This window comes from Paremcibacter congregatus (assembly GCF_006385135.1).
GTDB lineage: Bacteria > Pseudomonadota > Alphaproteobacteria > Sphingomonadales > Emcibacteraceae > Paremcibacter > Paremcibacter congregatus.
In genome coordinates, this window is the sequence record NZ_CP041025.1 from 1774593 (window position 1) to 1793398 (window position 18806).

Genomic DNA, 18806 nt, shown 5'->3' on the forward strand with positions numbered 1-18806 from the left:
TGTTTGCGCTTCTTAAATTCAGGTATCATGGTGGGGTGTAAAGACAAGGAGTTTTGATGTTACCTGAAGGACATAAAGCGGTGCGGCTGATCATCTCCGGCAGAGTGCAGGGGGTATGGTTCCGCGGCTGGACAGTAGACACGGCGCAGGAGCTTGGCCTTGACGGGTGGGTGCGCAATCGCGCGGATGGAACTGTAGAGGCGTTATTGGTCGGGGTGGAAGCCAATGTGGAGCGTATGATTGGCAAATGCCACGAAGGACCGCATCTGGCCCATGTGACGGAAGTGAATGTTCATAACGCGATGGGGATTACAGCCAAGGGGTTTATCCAGAAGCCGACTGTCGATGTCGAAGCGCGTCGCACTTAAAACGGGGTTCTTTTTGCCTGTGTGCGGGACGCCAGTAGAGGAGAGGCGACATTGAAGTTATTCAGGCGGGCGATGCCGTCCTGGATTTTAAATTCAAAGGTTTCCTTTGCCTGTTTGTCTTTCTCGTAGGCGGTTTGATAACCGAGATAATTTGATGTCCCCAGTATAAGGTCTGTCTTAACCGACCAGGATATTCTGGTGGAACTGACATGAGGACCCAGATTGTTTTTTAATCTCTGCATCAGGCGGATAAATTTTTCTTTCGACACATACTGTTGAAAGGCGTCGGTCGTATTGCTGTAAATGGTGGCATAGGCGCCGGCATTATAGCTCGCATGAAATTCTTCAACCGCCAGTTCCGCAATGTCAGTGCCTTCCGATGCGGAACAGCTGAGCAACAACAGGGGCAGGGAAAGTGTGAGAAGGAAGCGCTTAATCTTCTGCATTGGTCGACGTGTCTTCAAAAATTGAATCCCATTTCTGGCGCAGTACCGCATCGACATCGAACAGGGTCACCGGCAGTCCGAGATCAACCAGCGACGTTACCCCGTGTTCTGATATGCCACAGGGAACGATGCCGGTGTAATGATCAAGGTCTGGCTCCACATTGATGCAGATGCCATGAAAGGTTACCCATTTGCGTACCCTGACGCCGATGGCGGCAATCTTTTCTTCGCGACCACCTTCGCGGGTGACCCAGACGCCAACCCGGCCATCCCGTCGTTCGGCGCTGACATTGAATTCACTCAATGTATCAATGACCCATTGTTCCAGGCGCGAGACGAATTGGCGCACATCGCGTCCTCGCCTGGCGAGATCCAGCATGACATAAACCACCCGCTGCCCCGGCCCATGATAGGTATATTGACCGCCGCGTCCGGTTTCATATACCGGAAAACGATCCGGGCTCATAAGGTCCTGGGCATCGGCTGATGTGCCGGCGGTATAGAGTGGCGGATGCTGCAGGAACCACACCAGTTCTGATGCTGTGCCGGCGCGAATATCCGCGACCCGTTGTTCCATCAGGGCCATGGCCTCGTCATAATCAACCAGGCCGTCGCTGTATTTCCATTCAAGAGCGTTATTTTCCGCTTTTATCATGCTTTTCTTTTAACCAAATAATAACTATGCTATTTCACTATAGAAGATATATCCAACTTTCGACCATAGATTAAGGATAAAACGTAAAAATGTCACAGGCAATTGATGATGTCTCCATGGAGCTGACGGTGGTATTGGGTCAAACCATGATGCCGATACGCCATTTGCTCAAACTCGGCCGCGGCGCGGTGATTGAACTGGACGGTCATCAGGACCAGCCGGTACAGATCTACGCCAACGGTGAAATGATCGCCAAGGGCGAGATTATGATGGCCGGTGAAAATATCGCGGTCAATATCACCAAGAGCGTGAAAAATTACCAACGGACGTAATTTATACTACATAAAATATTGTGTAATATAAAAAAATATACACACAAAACTTGATTTATTGTGCGCTGCTCCCTAAGTTAAGCCTACGGCCTTGTAGATAAGGCCGTCGTTTAACTGCGGGCAAACGTTTTAGTTGCCTGTTCAACAACGTGATAGGGTAAAAAAATGACAGCCGCACAGCCACAGACAGTACTGGATTCCCCGCGCAGCTATGAAGAGCTTATGGCGCTTTATGGCGACATGGATAGTCTTGGGCTTCTGGATGCGATGATCAATCAGGAATTCAAGGATCGGATCGCTCTGGTTTCTTCCTTTGGCGCGGAGTCTATCGTGTTGCTTGATCTGGTGGCACAGGTGAACCCGGCAACGCCCGTGATCTTTATTCACACACAAAAATTGTTTGGCGAGACGGTACGTTACCGTGACAAGGTAGCGGAACAGCTTGGCCTGACCAATATCGTTACCGTGAAGCCTGATCCGGTGGATGTGGCCAATGAAGACAAAAACGGCCTGTTGTGGACCCGGGATACGGACGCCTGCTGTGATTTACGCAAAGTCCGGCCTCTGGCGCGCGCCATGAATGAATATGATGCCTGGATCACGGGACGCAAGCGGTTTCAAAGCACAACCCGTAACGCCATTCCTTTGATCGAGAAAGATGGTTCGAAGATCAAGATCAATCCGCTGGCCCATTGGAATCAGGATGAGCTGGACCAGATTATCGTCCAAAAAGGCTTGCCCAAACATCCGTTGGTTGATCAGGGTTACCCCTCTATCGGCTGTATGCCGTGCACGTCACCGGTGGAAGCCGGGCAGGATCGCCGCATGGGCCGTTGGGCCGGGCAGGGGAAAACCGAGTGTGGAATCCATATCGCGGAAAATATTTAACCGATTGTTGCGATTAGCTATTGCTAATTCCGTCGGGGTTTGCTACTTCACCGTCAGTCGGAAATTGCAGGTCAGTTTTCGATGCCAATTCAAAGTGTGCGGCCGTGGCGGAATTGGTAGACGCGCAGCGTTGAGGTCGCTGTGGGATAATATCCCGTGGAAGTTCGAGTCTTCTCGGCCGCACCAACTCTTTAAGTTTTGAAATACCCCTAAAAAAACTGAACACCTGAATCATATTAAGTTCCTTATTGATGCATGTTTTATTACTGAAATAATTTTTTGTGGTCTGTCAAAAAAGATATTGATATGAAATTTTCAAACACTAGTACCCGTGCGGCAATCCTGGCGTTCCCTAAAAGTGGGATAGCTTATAATGAAGCTCTTTATAATGCATTAGAAAGAGAAGGCGTCGAAGTTAAAGAAGGCACATATGCGGGGAGGTGGCTGCTTAAGAGTTTATATAAACACGATAGTATACACATTCACTGGCCTTCGTTTTTTTACGCCGGAAAAACGAGTATGGTAAGTGAAATTTTAGCCTTTGCGAAATTTTGTTTATTTCTTCTTTTTGCAAGAATTAGGTGCCGGGCCGTTTTTTGGACCGCCCACAATCTTTATCCGCACAATCGCAGTAGAACACCTTACCTTGATAAAATTGCACGTTGGGTGGTTATTCTTCTCTCGTCAAAAGTGTTCGTCCATAGAGAAACTGCCGCAAAGAGGTTCCTTAAGGAGTTTCCGATAGCAAAGTCGAAATTGGAGTTAATTGATCATGGTAACTGGATTGATTACTATCCTCACAATATTAGTCGCGAGGAGGCTAGATTAAAATTTAATATTCCTGAAGATAAATTCGTATATTTATTTATAGGCTTATGCTCTGAATATAAGAATGTGGATCGTTTGGTAGAAGCCTTTAAGCAACTTCCTCAAGATGCTGTGTTACTTATCGCCGGGAAATTTCAAAACCAAGATTATTACGCGAAGGTTAAAGAGGTAATATCTGACATCACTGATAAGCAAATCCATCTAGAGGCAAAATTTATTCCAAACGATGAGTTGCAATATTACCTTCTCGCCAGTGATGCTGTCGTGTTGCCTTATGCCGATTCACTTACATCTGGTGCTGCAGTATTGGCATTGGGGTTTGGGCGCCCTGTAATAGCGCCAGGTTTAGGATATTTGGTGGATGTGATTAATCCTACAAACGGCGTTTTATATTACCCAAATGAAAAACCTGAACTGGTAAAAGCAATGGAATATATAAGAACTGAAAAATATTCTGAAGAGGGGATCGTGAAATATGCAGCTTCACTCTCTTGGGATTCTGCTTGTAAAGCCTTACGCTGAACTTAACAAAATACTTGTCTCACTGTTGAGAATGCCATCAATATAACGGACTTCTCCAAGGACACGGTCAAATTCGCTTAGGCTGGTGGCATGAATTTCCGCCACCAGATCCCACGACCCATTGGTGGTATGCAGTGTATGCAGTTCGGGCATGCCTCTTAATTTTCTGATGACTTCTCGGGTGGACTTGCCAACAACCTCAATCAGCATTACCGCCCGGATCAGGTCCGGCGCGCTGCCTTCGCGCATTCTGACGGTAAACCCGAGGATTGTACCGGAGTCCAGAAGGCGGTCGAGGCGGTTCTGTACAGTGCCCCGAGATACTTTTAAAATCTGGGCCAGTTTTGATAAAGGCGCCCTGCCATCGTAGCGCAGCAGAGAAATTAATTCCCGATCAAGGTGATCATAAACAAAGCTGTTATTTTCGATTTTGGTCATGTTTTGTCATTTTGCTCAATTTGCACTGTCATTATGATATATATCATATCGTTTTTTATAAAAAAATAACATTGTTTCTAAAATTTTTACTGGCTACTCTCAAACATTAATAGGGATCTTCTTTTCAGGAAGAAGAAAAATAACGTTTAAGAAAGACGGGCACGCGCCATGAAAAATAACACCTTACACAATCTCAATCTGGTTCCTTTTGTTAGCGTGGACGATATGATGAAGATCGTTCTGGAAATCGGTGTGGAAAATGTCCTGACCGGCATTGCCGAATATCTGGATGCCGATTTCAGACGTTGGGAAAGCTTTGACAAGACACCGCGCGTGGCTTCTCATTCAGAGGCCGGCGTGATTGAGCTGATGCCGACCAGTGATGGTGATGTTTATGGTTTTAAATATGTGAATGGTCACCCCGATAATATGAAGACAGGTCGTCAGACCGTCACTGCTTTCGGGGTATTGTCCGAGGTCGAAACCGGCTATCCGGTTCTGCTGACGGAAATGACGATACTGACGGCGCTGCGGACGGCGGCGACATCGGCAATGGTCGCCAAATATCTCGCGCCGAAAGGCGCACGCAGCATGGCCCTGATTGGCAATGGCGCCCAGTCCGAGTTTCAGGCGCTGGCCTTCAAGTCCATTCTTGGGATAACCGATCTACGCTTGTATGATATTGATCCGGCGAGCACGAAGAAATTCATGCATAATATGGCGGATCAGGGGTTTGCCATCACGGCCTGCACCACAGAGCAGCAGGCGGTAGAGGGAGCTGACATCATTACGACGGCGACGGCTGATAAACAGTATGCCACGATCCTGACGGATAATATGATCGGCGCCGGGGTGCATATCAACGCCATCGGAGGCGATTGTCCCGGCAAGACAGAATTACACAGGGATATTCTTTTGCGTTCGGACATCTTTGTTGAATATACACCGCAGACCCGTATTGAAGGTGAAATACAGCAGATGGATGCCGACCACCCGGTCACAGAACTGTGGCAGGTGATGACAGGGCAGGCGCCGGGACGCACGGACGACCGCCAGATCACTTTATTTGACGGGGTTGGTTTTGCCATTGAAGATTTTTCCGCCTTGCGCTATTTGCGGGATCAGTTGGAACGCACCGGTCATTTTGAAGATCTTGATATGATTGCTGATCCTGATGATCCCCGCGACCTCTATGGTATGGTGATGCGGGCGAAAGCCAATCAGCAGGAATAATTCCATGATCCACCGCAGCAGCATTCAGGCCCCTGGCGCCGTCGTCGTTATCAGACCGCATCATTTCAGTCCAAATCAGGAGACGGCGTCGGACAACGCCTATCAGCGATCGGCAGTGGGCTGGGATCTGACAGTGGTGGCCCAGGCAGCCTATGATGAAGTGACCATGGCGGCGACAACTCTTGAAGAGCATGGTGTTACGACGCATCTTTTTGAAGATGAGACGACAGAAACACCGGATTCTGTATTTCCAAATAACTGGTTTTCGACTCATGCAGGTGGCCATGTGGCGCTTTATCCCATGTATGCCCGGAACCGTCGTAAGGAACGCCGACAGGATGTGATAGAAATGCTGAAACAGTATTATCGCGTCCAGGATGTCATTGATTACTCGGGACTGGAACAGGATAATATTTTCCTGGAAGGGACGGGGGCGATGGTTCTTGATCATATTGACCGGGTGGCCTATGCCATTAAATCGAACCGCACGGACCCTCTTGCGCTGGAACGCTTCTGCACCCATTTTAATTTTGAGCCGATGGCGTTTGAGGCCAAAGATGCTAATGGGGTTGCCGTTTATCACACTAATGTGCTGATGTGTATTGCCACGGACTTTGTTTTGATTGGCCTTGATATGATATCCTGCCCTGACAGGCGGCAGGAAATTGTACGGCGGTTTGAACAATCAGGCCGTGAAGTCATCGCACTTAGTGATCAGCAAGTTGCCAATTTCGCGGCGAATGCCATAGAATTGCAGGGTGCCACGGGTCGTCTTTTGGCTCTTTCCGCGCGGGCGTATAACGTTTTGACGCTACCGCAAAAAGCCATTATTGAACGAACCGTTCCACTGGTGCCTTTGCATGTGCCGACCATTGAGATGGCCGGCGGATCAGTCCGTTGTATGCTGGCCGGAATTCATTTGTCCGCGCGCTAAGACAGAAAGCGCCCTTAGTTCGCGAAGCGGAAGTGGAGGACGTCGCCATCAGCGACTACATACTCTTTGCCTTCCAGGCGCATCTTGCCGGCATCCTTACAGCCGGTTTCACCCTTATGTTCGATATAGGCGTCAAAGGCGATGGTCTCGGCGCGGATAAACCCGGTTTCAAAGTCGGTATGGATTACGCCGGCCGCCTGTGGGGCCTTGGTATTCTGTGTCACAGTCCAGGCACGGGCTTCTTTCGGGCCGACGGTGAAATAAGTGATCAGGTTCAACAGGTCATACCCCGCCCGGATCACACGGCCCAGGCCGGTTTCCCCAAGCCCGAGGTCTTCGAGGAACGCTTTTTGTTCTTCTTCGTCTTCCAATTGGGCGATTTCAGATTCCAGTGCGGCGGAGATGATCACTGATACAGCGTTTTCTGCCTTGGCTTTTTCGGCGACCCGGGTGCTGAGTGCATTGCCTTCGGCGGCTTCTTCTTCACTGACATTGCAGACATACAGCACCGGTTTGGTGGTCAGCAGTTGCAGCTCATCAATCAATTTCTGTTCTTCCTCGTCTGCGGCCTCTACCACACGGGCTGGCTGACCCTCTTCAAGTACCGCGAGCATGCGTTCGGCAAGGGCCATCAGGGCCTTGGCGTCCTTGTCCTGACCGCGGATGCGCCGTTCCAGGCCGGATTTACGTTTGGTCAGACTGTCGATGTCGGACAGCATTAATTCGGTCTCGACGGTTTCCGCATCGGCAATGGGATCAATGGTGCCTTCCACATGGGTGATGTCGTCATCTTCAAAACAACGCAACACGTGAATGATGGCATCGACTTCGCGGATATTGCCAAGAAACTGGTTGCCAAGACCTTCGCCCTGGGATGCGCCGCGCACCAGGCCGGCGATATCGACAAAGGATAACTGCGTCGGGATGATTTCTTTGGAGCCGGCAATGGCCGCCAGTTGATTTAACCGGGGATCGGGTACCGGGACCTGCCCGACATTGGGTTCGATGGTACAGAAGGGATAATTGGCCGCCGCCGCCGCTGCCGTATTGGTCAGTGCGTTAAACAGCGTTGACTTGCCCACGTTGGGAAGACCGACAATACCACATTTAAAACCCATAATTCATTCCATCATTTACTGTTAGGTTTAAGCCGGAGACCGACTTCGTTTAAAAATTTAGCGCCGCGTGTCTCGCCGCTGTCATCCGCCAGCGCAGGCGCGGCATAAGAAATCGCATCCAGCAGGTCTTCAAGCCATGTCTGGTCCGCCTTGGCAAAATCGCCGAGAACATGACCGGTAACCGCATCTTTATCGCCAGGATGACCAATACCGAGACGAATGCGATGATAGTCCTTGCCGAGGTGTTGATCAAGGCTGCGCAAGCCATTATGACCGGCATGACCGCCGCCTGTCTTGAACTTTATCTTTCCGGCGGGAATATCCAGTTCGTCATGAAAAACAAATATGTCGGCGGGGGATATTTTATAGAAGCGCGCAGCTTCTCCCACGGACTGGCCGGACAGGTTCATATAGGTTTGCGGTTTTAGGATCAGGGCTTTTTCACGTCCCAGGTGACCTTCAGACAAAAGGCCCTGAAATTTTGGCTTTGAGGCCGAAAAATTATGGCGGTGACCAATCTCGTCCACCGCCATAAATCCAATATTATGCCGGTTGTTGTGGTATTTATTTCCGGGATTTCCCAGTCCAACCAATAACAACATGGCATGTATCCTTTAACCTTAAGGCGTGGAAGATTACTCTTCGTCGCCTTCAGTTGCTTCTGCTTCAGCAGTTTCGCCTTCATCTTCATCACCGGAGTCCGCACTCTTCAGACCGCTCGGGGCAGAAATAGTTGCGATGGTGAAATCACGGTCATCAATCACAGGTGTCACGCCCTTAGGCAGTGTAACCGTGCTGATGTGAATACTCTCGTTCATTTCAACTTCAGAAATGTCGATTTCGATGGCTTCCGGAATGGCGTTGGCCGGGCATGAGAATTCAACCTCATGACGAACCACATTCAGAATGCCGCCGGCTTTGATGCCTGGGCTGACTTCTTCACCAACAAAGTGGATCGGAATCATGATGTTCAGGCTGGACCCTTTGGCCAGGCGGAAGAAATCCACATGCATTGGCCAGTCGGTTACCGGGTGGAACTGAACGTCACGGGGAAGTACAGTTTCTTTATCCTTGCCGATTTGAATTTCGTATGAAGTGTTCAGAAACCCACCAGTATTTAGCTGCTTCACCAGATCGATGCGGCTAATGGTTACTGTAACTGGGCCTTTTTTGTCGCCATAAATTACGGCGGGGATTTTGTCTTCTCTACGTAACGCACGAGAGGACCCCTTACCCGCTTTTTCGCGCAATTCAGCTTTAATAACTGGACTTGCCATCTTTAAATTCTCCTAATTGATAATAAAAATATCAGCCTCCAGGGGTGCCAATATTAAAGGTCTGCACCTTAAGTTTTAAGAGTACAGACCTCATAGTTCGCAGCTTTTAACGTGAAATGGTTAAAAACTCAACGATTATTTGCATTAATTGCCGGCTTATTTCAGCTGCGTATCGCGCTTAATCAAAAAGCACGGAAACGGATTCTTCCTTATTGATACGATTGATCGCTTCGGCAAGTAAGGGGGCAATGCTGACCTGGCGGATTTTAGAGCAGTTTTTCACGGCCTCTGAAGCGGCGATGCTGTCTGTAATCACAACGGTTTCCAGTACGGAATTGGTAATGCGCTCTACCGCAGGACCGGAAAGAACCCCGTGGGCCACATAAGCACTGACGCCAGTGGCGCCGCCGTCGCGCAGGGCTTTGGCTGCATGACACAGAGTACCGGCTGAATCCACAATATCATCAACCAGGACACAGTGATAGCCTTCGACTTCACCAATCACATTCATAACTTCGGAAACACCGGCTTTTTCGCGCCGTTTATCGATAATGCCCAAAGGAACCCCAAGGCGCTTGGCATGAGCGCGCGCGCGAACTACGCCGCCGACATCAGGGGAGACGACCATGATCTTTTCACCCTTGGCGACCAGGCTTTCCTCAATGTCGCGCACCAGAACCGGGGAGGCGAACAGATTGTCGGTGGGAATGTCGAAGAATCCTTGAATTTGTCCGGCATGAAGGTCCATGGTCAGGACCCTGTCGGCGCCGGCTTCTGTAATCAGGTTGGCAAGGAGTTTGGCTGAGATCGGGGTGCGGGGGCCCGGTTTACGGTCTTGCCGGGCATAACCGAAATAGGGGATGACAGCGGTGATACGGGCAGCGGAGGCGCGGCGCAGGGCATCAATGCTGACCAGAAGTTCCATGACGTTATCGTTGGCCGGAAAAGAAGTGGGCTGAATCACAAAAACGTCCTCACCGCGGACGTTTTCTTTAATTTCTACCCATACCTCTTTGTCTAAGAATCGCTTCACATCCGCGTTTGTCAGTCTCATATCAAGACAGGTCGCGATGGCTTCTGCGAGGGGCCTGTTGCTGTTGCCGGACAGAAGTTTCATGGATAATTTCCTTTGTACAAAAAAACACCGAATCTCGGTTAAAAAATATAGCGGGAAAAATCAAAAAAAGCGACTCTATCCCTAATTTCCGCGCAAGCTAGCAATAGCCCCCCGCAAAGTAAACAAGATTCGGAGTCTCTCGTATTCGGAGGAGCCTGTTTGACGGTTAGGGACAGGAGAGGGACAGTTCGCACAATCCATAATTTCAGAATGAAATCAAAGTCGTTGTTATAATTTAGAATTATTATAATGAGTTGCCACGGGAAATATTTTCTTGCCGGGAAGGTCACACAAACGTGAGTGATTTCACGCCATTGTGAGTGGTTAGTGATAGGGACCGGGGGCACCATGGAAATTGCGTAAGGTATTATTTATGCAAGGCGGGACACGCTGATGAAAACTTGAATTCTTATGGAGGGAAATAATGATATTTAGTATTAGAAATATGATGCTGGCCGTAACGGCGGGCATTTTGAATCTATCGACGGCCGCGCAGGCCACAACGGTGGAAGTAGAGGTAACAAACCTGTTTGCTCCGGGCGGGCTCGCTATGACGCCGGTATGGGTCGGGTTTCATGGCGGTTCTTTCGACAGCTTTGACAGTGGAACTGCGGCGTCTGCTTCTGTCCAGGCGCTGGCCGAGCGGGGTGATGCAAGTGGTGTATCTGCCGACTTCAACAGTATCAGTGGCGGTGTGCAAGGGGTGGTCGCTGCTCCGTCTGGGTTCCCGGGTGCGCCGGTTTTTGAACCGGGTGAAGTGGCGTCGGCGCTGTTCAACATCACTGCTGCGACTAACGGTTATCTCAGCTTCCTGTCCATGTTGATACCGACCAATGACGCTTTTATCGGCAATGATGATGCGATGGCCTATTCCCTTTTTGATAGCCAGGGCAATTTTCAGGCTTTGGATATTCTGGTCATCGGCGGGAATGTCTGGGATGCGGGTACCGAAGCCAATATAGGGTATGACTCTCCGTTTCTGATCGGGGCGGGCGGGATGCCGCGACAAGATGAAGGCTCTGTGATTGGTGTTCACGGGGGGCTTGCGACGCTGCCTGGGGGATTTCCGATCTTTGGGGGAGATACCCCGGCCGGATACTCGATTGCTCAGGCTGCGGCCGATTTTACGGCTCAGGGTTTTGAGGTGGCTCGCATCCGGGTCAGTCAGGTGTCGTCCCCTGCGGCATTCGGCTTAATGGGATTGGGATTGTTCGGTGTAATGGCACTGTCCCGCCGTAAACGCCTTCTCGCGTAGGAAATGAATAATCCCAATAGGTGGTGGCTCTGGGCTATAGAGTCACCACCAATTTTTTGTTACCTCAGCATAATACAGGATATCTGACGGCCATAATCGGGATCCTGCTGATGGGTGGTGCGGCGGTAGCTGAAAAAGTCATCAGCCAGAGCATAGGTATCCTGCGGCATGACCGTTATATCTGATATGCCGGCGCGGATCAGACGGTCCTGGGTAAAGGCTTTCAGGTCAAACAGATAATGATTTTGGCGGGCGCCGGGCAGGAAAAATTTGCTGTATCCGGCGTCACGTGTGGTAAATGCCTGACGAAACTCAGGGCCAACCTCATAGTTTTTCTGGGCAATACAAGGCCCGATCGCCACACGGATATCGGACAGACGGGCGCCTTGCGCCACCATAAGGTTCAAGGTATTTTCAATAACGCCGTTGAGGGCGCCCTGCCATCCGGCGTGGGCTGCGCCAATCACCTCGGCTTGTGGATCTGCAAACAGGAGCGGGGCGCAATCGGCTGTCAGAATACCAAGTGCGGTATATTTTTGCCGTGTCACCACCCCGTCGCCTTCCGGCATATGAGGGGCTTGCCAGGGGGTGTCCAATAGATGCACCTGATTGCTGTGAATTTGATAAACTCCGCACAAATTTTTTGCTGAAGGAGAAAGATGAGTGCGGATCACATCCCGATTGGCGATGACATGTTCGGGATTATCATTGGACCCTAATCCGGCATTTAACCCTTTATATATCCCTTGTGAATATCCACCTTTGCGGGTGTAAAACCCGTGAGAAATGTTATCCAGCATAAGATTCTGGCAAAGGCAGGGGGATATTTTGTCAGCATTATTTGTGTTCATCAGTCGAAAATCCAATAACGCCGCCGAGGTTGGCGTCGGTTAAGGCCATAACCTTGAACAGATGCCCCATCTCCGCCTTATCGGTAAGGCGGTGCAAGGCGGCCGTGATGTCCTTTTTTTGTGTCGCATTTGCCTGAGCCATCAGAGTATTCGCCCGGGCATCGATCCCCAGGTGTTTGAGAAAAGCGCCCTGCCCAACGGGGCCGTATACCCGACCGCCTGCTTCTTCTGCGACTTCCTTCAGGCGTTGAAAATTCACATGGGTAGTAAGGTCAGCATCGCCGGGATCTTGCAGAATATCACAGTATTCATGGGATTTCAGAGCCTGCAGAGTATCACCGGTGCCATGACGGTCATGACCATAATCGGCGATTATTCCGGCACCGCCATGTTTGCTGATATATTCACTGATTTCCATCAGGATATTTTCCCCCACCGGACATATTTCCGCAATACTGTCTTCTTCGGCCCGATGTAGCGCCGCCGGGATAAGCTTTTCAGGAGATGGCACAGGTGCAAGCGTCAAGGTCAGTTTTTCATCCTGTGTCAGGGAAATCAGACGCTCATGCCAGCCACGGTCTTTTTTCTGAAACTGACGCACTGGTAAGGCATCGAAGAATTCATTGGCGATCAGCAAAACCGGCGCACCGTCAATTTGCCTGAATACATCCCCAATGCGATTATGCCAGTGGGGGGTGAGTTCTGCCGGGATGTTTTGCTGTTGTATTTTTCGCAAAGCCGGTGACATTTCCACCATATGCACTCTGGTGGCTTCCCGCAGGCCGTGGACGACTTTCATGGCCCGAAGTGCATCCTGCATAAGAGTGCCTCTGCCAGGGCCAAGTTCAATCAGATGGATTTCGGCCGGGGATCCCATATTCAGCCAGTTTGTCGCATGCCACAGGCCGATCATCTCGCCAAACATCTGGCTGATTTCCGGCGCTGTGGTAAAATCACCCTTGGCGCCAAAGGGGTCCTGTTTCATATAATAACCATGACGGTCATTACCGAGTGCTTCCGCCATATAACCGGCAATGGACAGCGGCCCCTGGGCCTTGATCAGTTTAACCAGATAGGAGTCCAGCGTCTTCATAGGGCTGCCTTTTTTGGGCGGAATATAAGATACAGGCCGACCAAAACCATCGGGATCGACAGCAATTGTCCCATGGTGAGGAAATCGGTGCCATAAAGGAAGCCCAACTGATTGTCCGGTTCCCGGAACTGTTCGACGATGGTGCGGGAGATGGCGTAGCCAATAACAAAAACACCCGTCAGCAGGCCCGGCTTTTTTCGGGCGTTGGTGAAATTCATCAAAACCCATAAAAGGAAAAATAACAGCAGACCTTCCAGCGCGGCTTCATAAAGCTGGCTTGGGTGCCGCGGCAGAGGACCGCCACGGGGAAACACCATGCCGATTGCAGCATCGGTCGGTCTGCCAAAAAGTTCACCATTGATGAAATTGGCGATCCGGCCCAGGAACAACCCGACTGGAGCGACGCAGGCCAGCAAGTCGGTGAACCGCCAGAAAGCAATCTTTTGAGTACGGCAAAAGATATAGGTGGCAATGGCCACCCCGATAAAGCCGCCATGGAAGGACATGCCGCCGTCCCACACCGCGAAAATTTCTGCAGGTTTGTGGAGATACACATCCAGGTTATAAAACAGGACATAGCCCAGTCTGCCGCCGAGGATCACGCCGACCATCGCCCAGAAAGCAAAATCACCAACCTGGGCTGCGTTGCAAGGGGCGCCTTTTTTTTTGATCAGTTGCAGCAAATAAAACCATCCGATTCCCCACCCGAGCAGATAAGCCATGGAGTACCACCGAATCGCTATGGGCCCGATTCTAACAATTTCGGGGGAAATGTCGGGAAAGGTGAGGGAAGCAGATAATAAAAATTCAAACATAAATATGTCGCCGGTTATCGCAGTTTTACAATTGTTTAGACGTTATCATGGCGGGGTTTTTATGCAAGTCAAGTTACAAAGAATTGAATCCGCTTGGCATTCCTGTAGTGTGGCGTCATATTACTTCAAAATAAGCATAAATCGGGGGCGCTTTGATCCACTCGGTTTGGTGCATAAATGGGGAAATCACAATATTAAAGGTGGTCACGTGCAAACTGACAATAAATTTTTTGATGATCTGGCGAAATTGGGCCAAAGCGCTGTTGGCACCCTGCATGGGGTGAAAGGCGAGATGGAGGCGGCTGTCCGCGCTCATCTTGAACAGATGATGCAGGGTATGGATCTGGTTTCCCGTGAGGAATTCGAGGTTGTTCGCGATATGGCAAAACAAGCCCGCGCGGAAAACCTTCAACTTGCGCAACAGGTCGCCGATCTGCAAAAGGCCCTGTCGGAAACCGGCAAGAAGCCTGCCACACCGACGAGCCGTAAGAAAACACCTTCAAAAAGCGATAAAGATACAAAATAATGACAGCCGTAAGTTTTGACGGATATAATGCCACACTGGCTAATCCGCTGGATATTTTAGAAATGATGGCCGGACAGAATGAATGGCCTTATGAACGCACGAATGACGAAGAAATCACCGTCGCGGTTAACGGAGAATGGTGTGATTTCCACATTCGTTATTTCTGGGTGCCGGAAGAAGGGCTGTTGCAGGCTGCCGGGATGTTAGACATGCGGGTGCCGGATAACAAGAAGGCCAATGTTCTCGAAACGATCAATCTGGTCAATGAACAACTGGCCATTGGTCATTTTGCCATCTGGACGGAAGACAGTACCCTGATGTTCCGCCACAGCAATATGGTGGAAACAGAAGTGACGCCGGCGACCTGTGAGAAAATTACGGATACCATTCTGTCTGAAAGCAACAAATATTATCCGGTCTTCCAGTTTGTGCTGTGGGCGGGAAAAACCCCGGCAGATGCCATGGCCGTGGCCATGCTGGAAACCGTAGGCGAGGCATAAGCCGACTGCCGCGGTGTCCTGTAAAAGGACGCCTTGAAAACAACTGGATTTAAACATGACGAAGCTAACGGATATTAGTGCGGCACGGCCGCTGGTGCTGGTGGGCTGCGGAAAAATGGGGGGCGCCCTGTTGCAAGGGTGGCTTAAAGGCGGTCTGACGGCGGATGCGGTATATGTGATTGATCCGTTTGTGGACAATGCCCGCGCGATGGTCCCGGGTCTGGCGCCTGAGAAGTTTTATGACAGCGTTGCTCAGCTCCCGAAAGACTTGACACCGGGCTTTATCGTTCTGGCGGTTAAGCCGCAAATGATGGATCAGGCTCTGGAAGACCTTAAAGGTTTGACCGTTGCCGATACGGTTTTTCTGTCCATTGCCGCTGGAAAAACCATTAATTACTTCACAGAAATTCTTGGGCTGGACGCCGCCGTTGTACGGGCCATGCCTAATACACCGGCCGCTATCGGACGGGGTATTACGGTTGGCTATGCCAATCGTAATGTCACAGACAGCCAGAAAGCCACCTGCCATGAGCTGCTGAAGGCGGCGGGCGTTGTGGATTGGGTGACGGAAGAAGGGCTGATTGATGCCGTAACCGCAGTATCCGGCAGTGGGCCCGCCTATGTTTTTCATCTGGTGGAGGCGTTGGCGGGCGCGGGAGAAACTCTCGGTCTGGATAAAGAGCTGGCACAAAAACTGGCCACTCATACGATATGCGGGGCCGGGGCCTTGCTGGAACAGTCTGCGGATGACGCAACACAGTTGCGCAAGAATGTTACCAGTCCCAATGGCACAACCGAAGCCGCGCTTAATATATTGATGCGCGACGAGGGGCTTGGAAAACTTATGGTTCAAACCGTACGGGCGGCTTATCAACGTTCAAGAGAGCTGGCGGACTAGGCTGGATCAGGGGCAGGAAACGGGTCAGTCGCCCATGTCCTGATTGATCTGCCCGAGAAGCTTTTCTCTATTTTCCTCGTTGATCAGCGCGCTCAGCACTTTCCAGAACCCCTCGACATTATCTTCTCCGGCCTGTGCAAATGCCTTGAGCATATGTTCCTTTTGGTGTTCGGTAATTTTACCAAGCAATTCTTCGCCCTGTTCGGTAAGATTGAGCAAACGCTGCCGCCGGTCTTCCGCTCCAATATCCTGACGAATATATCCCTTTTCAACCAGGGCGCTTAAAACCCGTGACAGGCTTTGTTTCGTGATATTCAGCAGGTCAAGAAGCTCTGCCACTTTCAGGCCAGGATTACGGCCGACAAAATGCAGCACGCGGTGATGGGCCCGGCCAAAACCATACTTTTGCAGCACATCATCAGGCCAGCTGATGAAGTCACGATACCCAAAATACAGCAGCTCCATCCCCTTGAGGAATTTCTGGTGATCCGAGTGTTTTTTAATGTCAAAAAATATGTCAGTCATATTGACATATTTAAATTACAATGTTACTCATATCAAGTCTTAAGTGAAATATTATTAAATAGTCTTCGGGCGAAATGTTTATTTATGATATCTTATGAGACATATGAAATTTAAATTTTATTGAGGTAACACATGTCATCCACATCTTTCGACGACCGTGATGGCGTCATCTGGTTCAACGGCGAATTGGTTCCGTGGCGGGACGCCAATGTTCATATTCTCACCCACGCACTGCATTATGGCAGTAGCGTTTTTGAAGGTCAGCGGGCATATCGCGGCGAGATTTTTAAACTGCGGGAACATTCCCAACGTTTGATCGATTCCGGTAAAATGCTGGGCTTTGAAAATACATATTCTGTGGAAGAAATTGATCAGGCGGCCATTGATGTGGTGAAAGCCAACGGTCTTGTGGATGCCTATGTGCGGCCGGTGGCCTGGCGCGGTTCCGAAATGATGGGTGTTGCGACCAAAGGCACCAAAATTCACCTGGCGGTTGCTGCCTGGGAATGGCCATCCTATTTTGGTGAAGAAGCCAGACTGAAAGGACTGCGTCTGGAAATCGCCAAATGGAAAAGACCATCCGCTGAAACCGAGCCGGTACATGCCAAGGCGGCGGGCCTTTATATGATTGCGTCACTATGTAAGGATGCGGCAACAGAACATGGCTATGACGATGCCCTGATGCTTGATTACCGGGGGCAGGTGGCGGAAGCTACAGGCGCCAACATCTTTTTCCTGAAAGACGGGGTGTTGCATACGCCAAAACCGGATTGCTTCCTTGACGGGATTACCCGCCGGACGGTGATTGATCTGGCCAGGCAGCGTGGCATTGAGGTTATCGAACGGGCGATTATGCCGGAAGAGATGGCCGGTTTCGAGCAAGCCTTCCTGACAGGGACGGCGGCTGAGGTTACGCCTTTGTGCGAAATTGGAGAGTATAATTTTGTGGTGGGAGATGTCTGCAAAACCCTGATGAAAGATTATGACGATCTGGTCAACAGACGTTAAAGTACATTAAAAATACTATAATGCAAAGTAACGAAGGTGGTCAATCAAGGCCACCTTCGTTTATTATAAACATAAAATACTACTCATTATCACGATAGGCTATGAGCTGTGTTGCCATTTCTTTATTGATTTTCTTAATTGCTTTTACTCTGTATTGTTGATCGCCGAAATAAACACTTTCATCAATGTTCCCACAAAAACGGAAATTATTTGATGTGTTAAGACCAATCTGTTGAGCAAAGTCTATGTCAAAACGGGGATGCTTTAACGAAAGGTAATAGACCATATCATTGGCACGCGTATATACCAGTAGACTGGAAGTATTCAGTGCTTTCCAATGCACTCTCTTGTTGAGCTTTATACAATCTTTACTCTTATCAAAGCTTGAAATTATATTGTTGTAAGTGTCTTCTGAAAGTTTTTCTGGCATTTGTTTTTCGGCCGTAGCAATTTGGCTAAAAAGCAGAAAACTTAACCCAATAGCACCAAGAGAAAATTTTTGAAACTTCATAAGATAAAACCCCTTTTATGAATTGGAAAAACAATAGTAGCACAATCTAAAGTTTTTTACTAATTAATTTACAGCTACTTAAAGGTGGTGTTTTTTGCGCCAAACTAGATTGGGCCTTAACGGGATCACCAAAGAAGGGTGATTAATCTGGTCAACAGACGTTAGAATGTGAAGTCATCAGAAAAGGCGGCTGTATCAATCAGCCGCCTTTTTTATGTCACTGTTTTTGTTTGGTTTCTTTTTTCTGTCTTTGATATTGCAGCAACTGCTTGGCCGTATCCTCGTCCAGTTTCTGAATGGCGCTGATGGTGTAGCGCTCACCGTCAATAAACAACGCATTGCCACCATAAGGGCAAATTCGATTGTCAAAGCGAGAATGCACCCCGATGGTGTGGGCAAACTTAAGTTCCAGAGAACGTTGCACCAGTTTGATATAATAAGGTCGTTTCTTCGTGGGCGCATAGACAATCAGACGCTGATCATCAAGAGCCGTCCAGTCGTTTATTGTCCGGGAGAAAATGCAGTCTTTTGATTTATCAAAACTGGCGATCAGTTCTTTATACGCGGGATCGGATAGCGGATCGACTTTATTTTCTTCCGCGATGGCCGTCAGGCCACCAGCCAGCAGCACAAAACCAAAGAAATAGTGTGCAAATCGAAGTTTCATA

Annotated in this window: 24 protein-coding genes and 1 tRNA gene; 12 read left to right on the forward strand and 13 right to left on the reverse strand. The window is 49.6% G+C overall.

Going from position 1 to position 18806, the window contains the following annotated elements:
• Positions 1-56: 56 nt before the first annotated feature.
• Positions 57-368 (forward strand): acylphosphatase, encoded by a 312-nt coding sequence (locus tag FIV45_RS07865; protein WP_099471819.1) that lies wholly within the window; start codon positions 57-59, stop codon positions 366-368.
• On the opposite strand, the gene FIV45_RS07870 is transcribed toward FIV45_RS07865, so the two are convergent.
• Positions 365-814, reverse strand: a complete 450-nt coding sequence (locus tag FIV45_RS07870; protein WP_165776946.1) for a DUF4019 domain-containing protein — start codon at positions 812-814, stop codon at positions 365-367. The two genes, FIV45_RS07865 and FIV45_RS07870, sit on opposite strands and share 4 nt — an antisense overlap.
• On the reverse strand, positions 801-1469 hold the full coding sequence (gene lipB / locus FIV45_RS07875) for a lipoyl(octanoyl) transferase LipB (RefSeq protein WP_099471821.1): 669 nt from the start codon (positions 1467-1469) through the stop codon (positions 801-803). Before lipB ends, FIV45_RS07870 begins: the two co-directional genes overlap by 14 nt.
• An 89-nt stretch (positions 1470-1558) precedes the next feature.
• Between lipB and FIV45_RS07880 the strand changes: the two genes are divergently transcribed.
• The 4 genes from FIV45_RS07880 to FIV45_RS07895 all read left to right on the forward strand — a co-directional run bounded on the left by FIV45_RS07880 (position 1559) and on the right by FIV45_RS07895 (position 4039).
• Positions 1559-1801 (forward strand): FliM/FliN family flagellar motor switch protein, encoded by a 243-nt coding sequence (locus FIV45_RS07880; RefSeq protein ID WP_099471822.1) that lies wholly within the window; start codon positions 1559-1561, stop codon positions 1799-1801.
• A gap of 165 nt (positions 1802-1966) precedes the next feature.
• Positions 1967-2689, forward strand: a complete 723-nt coding sequence (locus tag FIV45_RS07885; RefSeq protein WP_099471823.1) for a phosphoadenylyl-sulfate reductase — start codon at positions 1967-1969, stop codon at positions 2687-2689.
• Between the two features lie 98 nt (positions 2690-2787).
• A tRNA-Leu gene (locus FIV45_RS07890) sits at positions 2788-2875 on the forward strand.
• Positions 2876-2995: 120 nt separating this feature from the next.
• Positions 2996-4039, forward strand: coding sequence for a glycosyltransferase (locus FIV45_RS07895; RefSeq protein ID WP_099471824.1), 1044 nt, complete (start codon positions 2996-2998; stop codon positions 4037-4039).
• Here the strand turns inward: FIV45_RS07895 and FIV45_RS07900 are convergent.
• Entirely contained in the window at positions 4031-4477 is a 447-nt protein-coding gene (locus tag FIV45_RS07900) for an Lrp/AsnC family transcriptional regulator (protein WP_099471825.1), read from the reverse strand. The two genes, FIV45_RS07895 and FIV45_RS07900, sit on opposite strands and share 9 nt — an antisense overlap.
• A gap of 168 nt (positions 4478-4645) precedes the next feature.
• On the opposite strand from FIV45_RS07900, the gene FIV45_RS07905 reads away from it, so the two are divergent.
• Together FIV45_RS07905 and ctlX are read left to right on the forward strand one after the other, a co-directional pair.
• On the forward strand, positions 4646-5710 hold the full coding sequence (locus FIV45_RS07905) for an ornithine cyclodeaminase (RefSeq protein WP_099471826.1): 1065 nt from the start codon (positions 4646-4648) through the stop codon (positions 5708-5710).
• A 4-nt stretch (positions 5711-5714) separates the two neighbouring features.
• Positions 5715-6644 carry a citrulline utilization hydrolase CtlX gene (gene ctlX, locus FIV45_RS07910; RefSeq protein WP_099471827.1) on the forward strand — a complete coding sequence of 310 codons (930 nt, stop codon included), beginning with the start codon at positions 5715-5717 and terminating at the stop codon, positions 6642-6644.
• A gap of 14 nt (positions 6645-6658) precedes the next feature.
• Here the strand turns inward: ctlX and ychF are convergent, their stop codons facing one another.
• From ychF to FIV45_RS07930, 4 genes are all read right to left on the reverse strand, one after another.
• Complete coding sequence (gene ychF, locus FIV45_RS07915) at positions 6659-7762, reverse strand: redox-regulated ATPase YchF (protein WP_099471828.1); 1104 nt, start codon at positions 7760-7762, stop codon at positions 6659-6661.
• Between the two features lie 11 nt (positions 7763-7773).
• Positions 7774-8364, reverse strand: a complete 591-nt coding sequence (pth, locus tag FIV45_RS07920) for an aminoacyl-tRNA hydrolase (protein WP_099471829.1) — start codon at positions 8362-8364, stop codon at positions 7774-7776.
• Positions 8365-8397: 33 nt separating this feature from the next.
• Positions 8398-9039, reverse strand: coding sequence for a 50S ribosomal protein L25/general stress protein Ctc (locus FIV45_RS07925; protein WP_099471830.1), 642 nt, complete (start codon positions 9037-9039; stop codon positions 8398-8400).
• Between the two features lie 178 nt (positions 9040-9217).
• Positions 9218-10156 carry a ribose-phosphate pyrophosphokinase gene (locus FIV45_RS07930; RefSeq protein WP_099471831.1) on the reverse strand — a complete coding sequence of 313 codons (939 nt, stop codon included), beginning with the start codon at positions 10154-10156 and terminating at the stop codon, positions 9218-9220.
• A 424-nt stretch (positions 10157-10580) separates the two neighbouring features.
• On the opposite strand from FIV45_RS07930, the gene FIV45_RS07935 reads away from it, so the two are divergent.
• On the forward strand, positions 10581-11411 hold the full coding sequence (locus tag FIV45_RS07935; protein ID WP_099471832.1) for a spondin domain-containing protein: 831 nt from the start codon (positions 10581-10583) through the stop codon (positions 11409-11411).
• Between the two features lie 59 nt (positions 11412-11470).
• Here the strand turns inward: FIV45_RS07935 and pgeF are convergent, their stop codons facing one another.
• Genes pgeF through lgt form a run of 3 tightly spaced genes read right to left on the reverse strand, consistent with a single transcriptional unit; the run spans position 11471 to position 14170 of the window.
• Entirely contained in the window at positions 11471-12262 is a 792-nt protein-coding gene (gene pgeF, locus FIV45_RS07940) for a peptidoglycan editing factor PgeF (protein ID WP_099471833.1), read from the reverse strand.
• A complete protein-coding gene (locus tag FIV45_RS07945) occupies positions 12249-13355 on the reverse strand; it encodes a class I SAM-dependent methyltransferase (protein ID WP_099471834.1) in 1107 nt (368 codons plus the stop codon). Before FIV45_RS07945 ends, pgeF begins: the two co-directional genes overlap by 14 nt.
• A complete protein-coding gene (gene lgt, locus FIV45_RS07950) occupies positions 13352-14170 on the reverse strand; it encodes a prolipoprotein diacylglyceryl transferase (protein WP_099471835.1) in 819 nt (272 codons plus the stop codon). The genes FIV45_RS07945 and lgt overlap by 4 nt, the downstream gene beginning before the upstream one ends.
• Before the next feature lie 208 nt (positions 14171-14378).
• On the opposite strand from lgt, the gene FIV45_RS07955 reads away from it, so the two are divergent.
• Genes FIV45_RS07955 through proC form a run of 3 tightly spaced genes read left to right on the forward strand, consistent with a single transcriptional unit; the run spans position 14379 to position 16094 of the window.
• Positions 14379-14696, forward strand: coding sequence for an accessory factor UbiK family protein (locus tag FIV45_RS07955; RefSeq protein WP_099471941.1), 318 nt, complete (start codon positions 14379-14381; stop codon positions 14694-14696).
• Complete coding sequence (locus FIV45_RS07960; protein ID WP_099471836.1) at positions 14696-15196, forward strand: type III secretion system chaperone family protein; 501 nt, start codon at positions 14696-14698, stop codon at positions 15194-15196. Before FIV45_RS07955 ends, FIV45_RS07960 begins: the two co-directional genes overlap by 1 nt.
• 55 nt (positions 15197-15251) lie before the next feature.
• Entirely contained in the window at positions 15252-16094 is an 843-nt protein-coding gene (gene proC / locus FIV45_RS07965) for a pyrroline-5-carboxylate reductase (protein WP_099471837.1), read from the forward strand.
• Between the two features lie 24 nt (positions 16095-16118).
• Here the strand turns inward: proC and FIV45_RS07970 are convergent, their stop codons facing one another.
• The gene (locus FIV45_RS07970) at positions 16119-16619 is read right to left on the reverse strand and encodes a MarR family winged helix-turn-helix transcriptional regulator (protein WP_099471838.1); all 501 of its coding nucleotides are present in this window, start codon (positions 16617-16619) and stop codon (positions 16119-16121) included.
• Between the two features lie 132 nt (positions 16620-16751).
• On the opposite strand from FIV45_RS07970, the gene FIV45_RS07975 reads away from it, so the two are divergent.
• On the forward strand, positions 16752-17627 hold the full coding sequence (locus FIV45_RS07975) for a branched-chain amino acid aminotransferase (RefSeq protein ID WP_099471839.1): 876 nt from the start codon (positions 16752-16754) through the stop codon (positions 17625-17627).
• A 79-nt stretch (positions 17628-17706) separates the two neighbouring features.
• On the opposite strand, the gene FIV45_RS07980 is transcribed toward FIV45_RS07975, so the two are convergent.
• Both FIV45_RS07980 and FIV45_RS07985 read right to left on the reverse strand, forming a co-directional pair.
• Positions 17707-18138, reverse strand: coding sequence for a DUF6491 family protein (locus tag FIV45_RS07980; protein ID WP_099471840.1), 432 nt, complete (start codon positions 18136-18138; stop codon positions 17707-17709).
• A gap of 217 nt (positions 18139-18355) precedes the next feature.
• A complete protein-coding gene (locus FIV45_RS07985; protein WP_099471841.1) occupies positions 18356-18805 on the reverse strand; it encodes a DUF6491 family protein in 450 nt (149 codons plus the stop codon).
• Position 18806 lies beyond the last annotated feature (1 nt).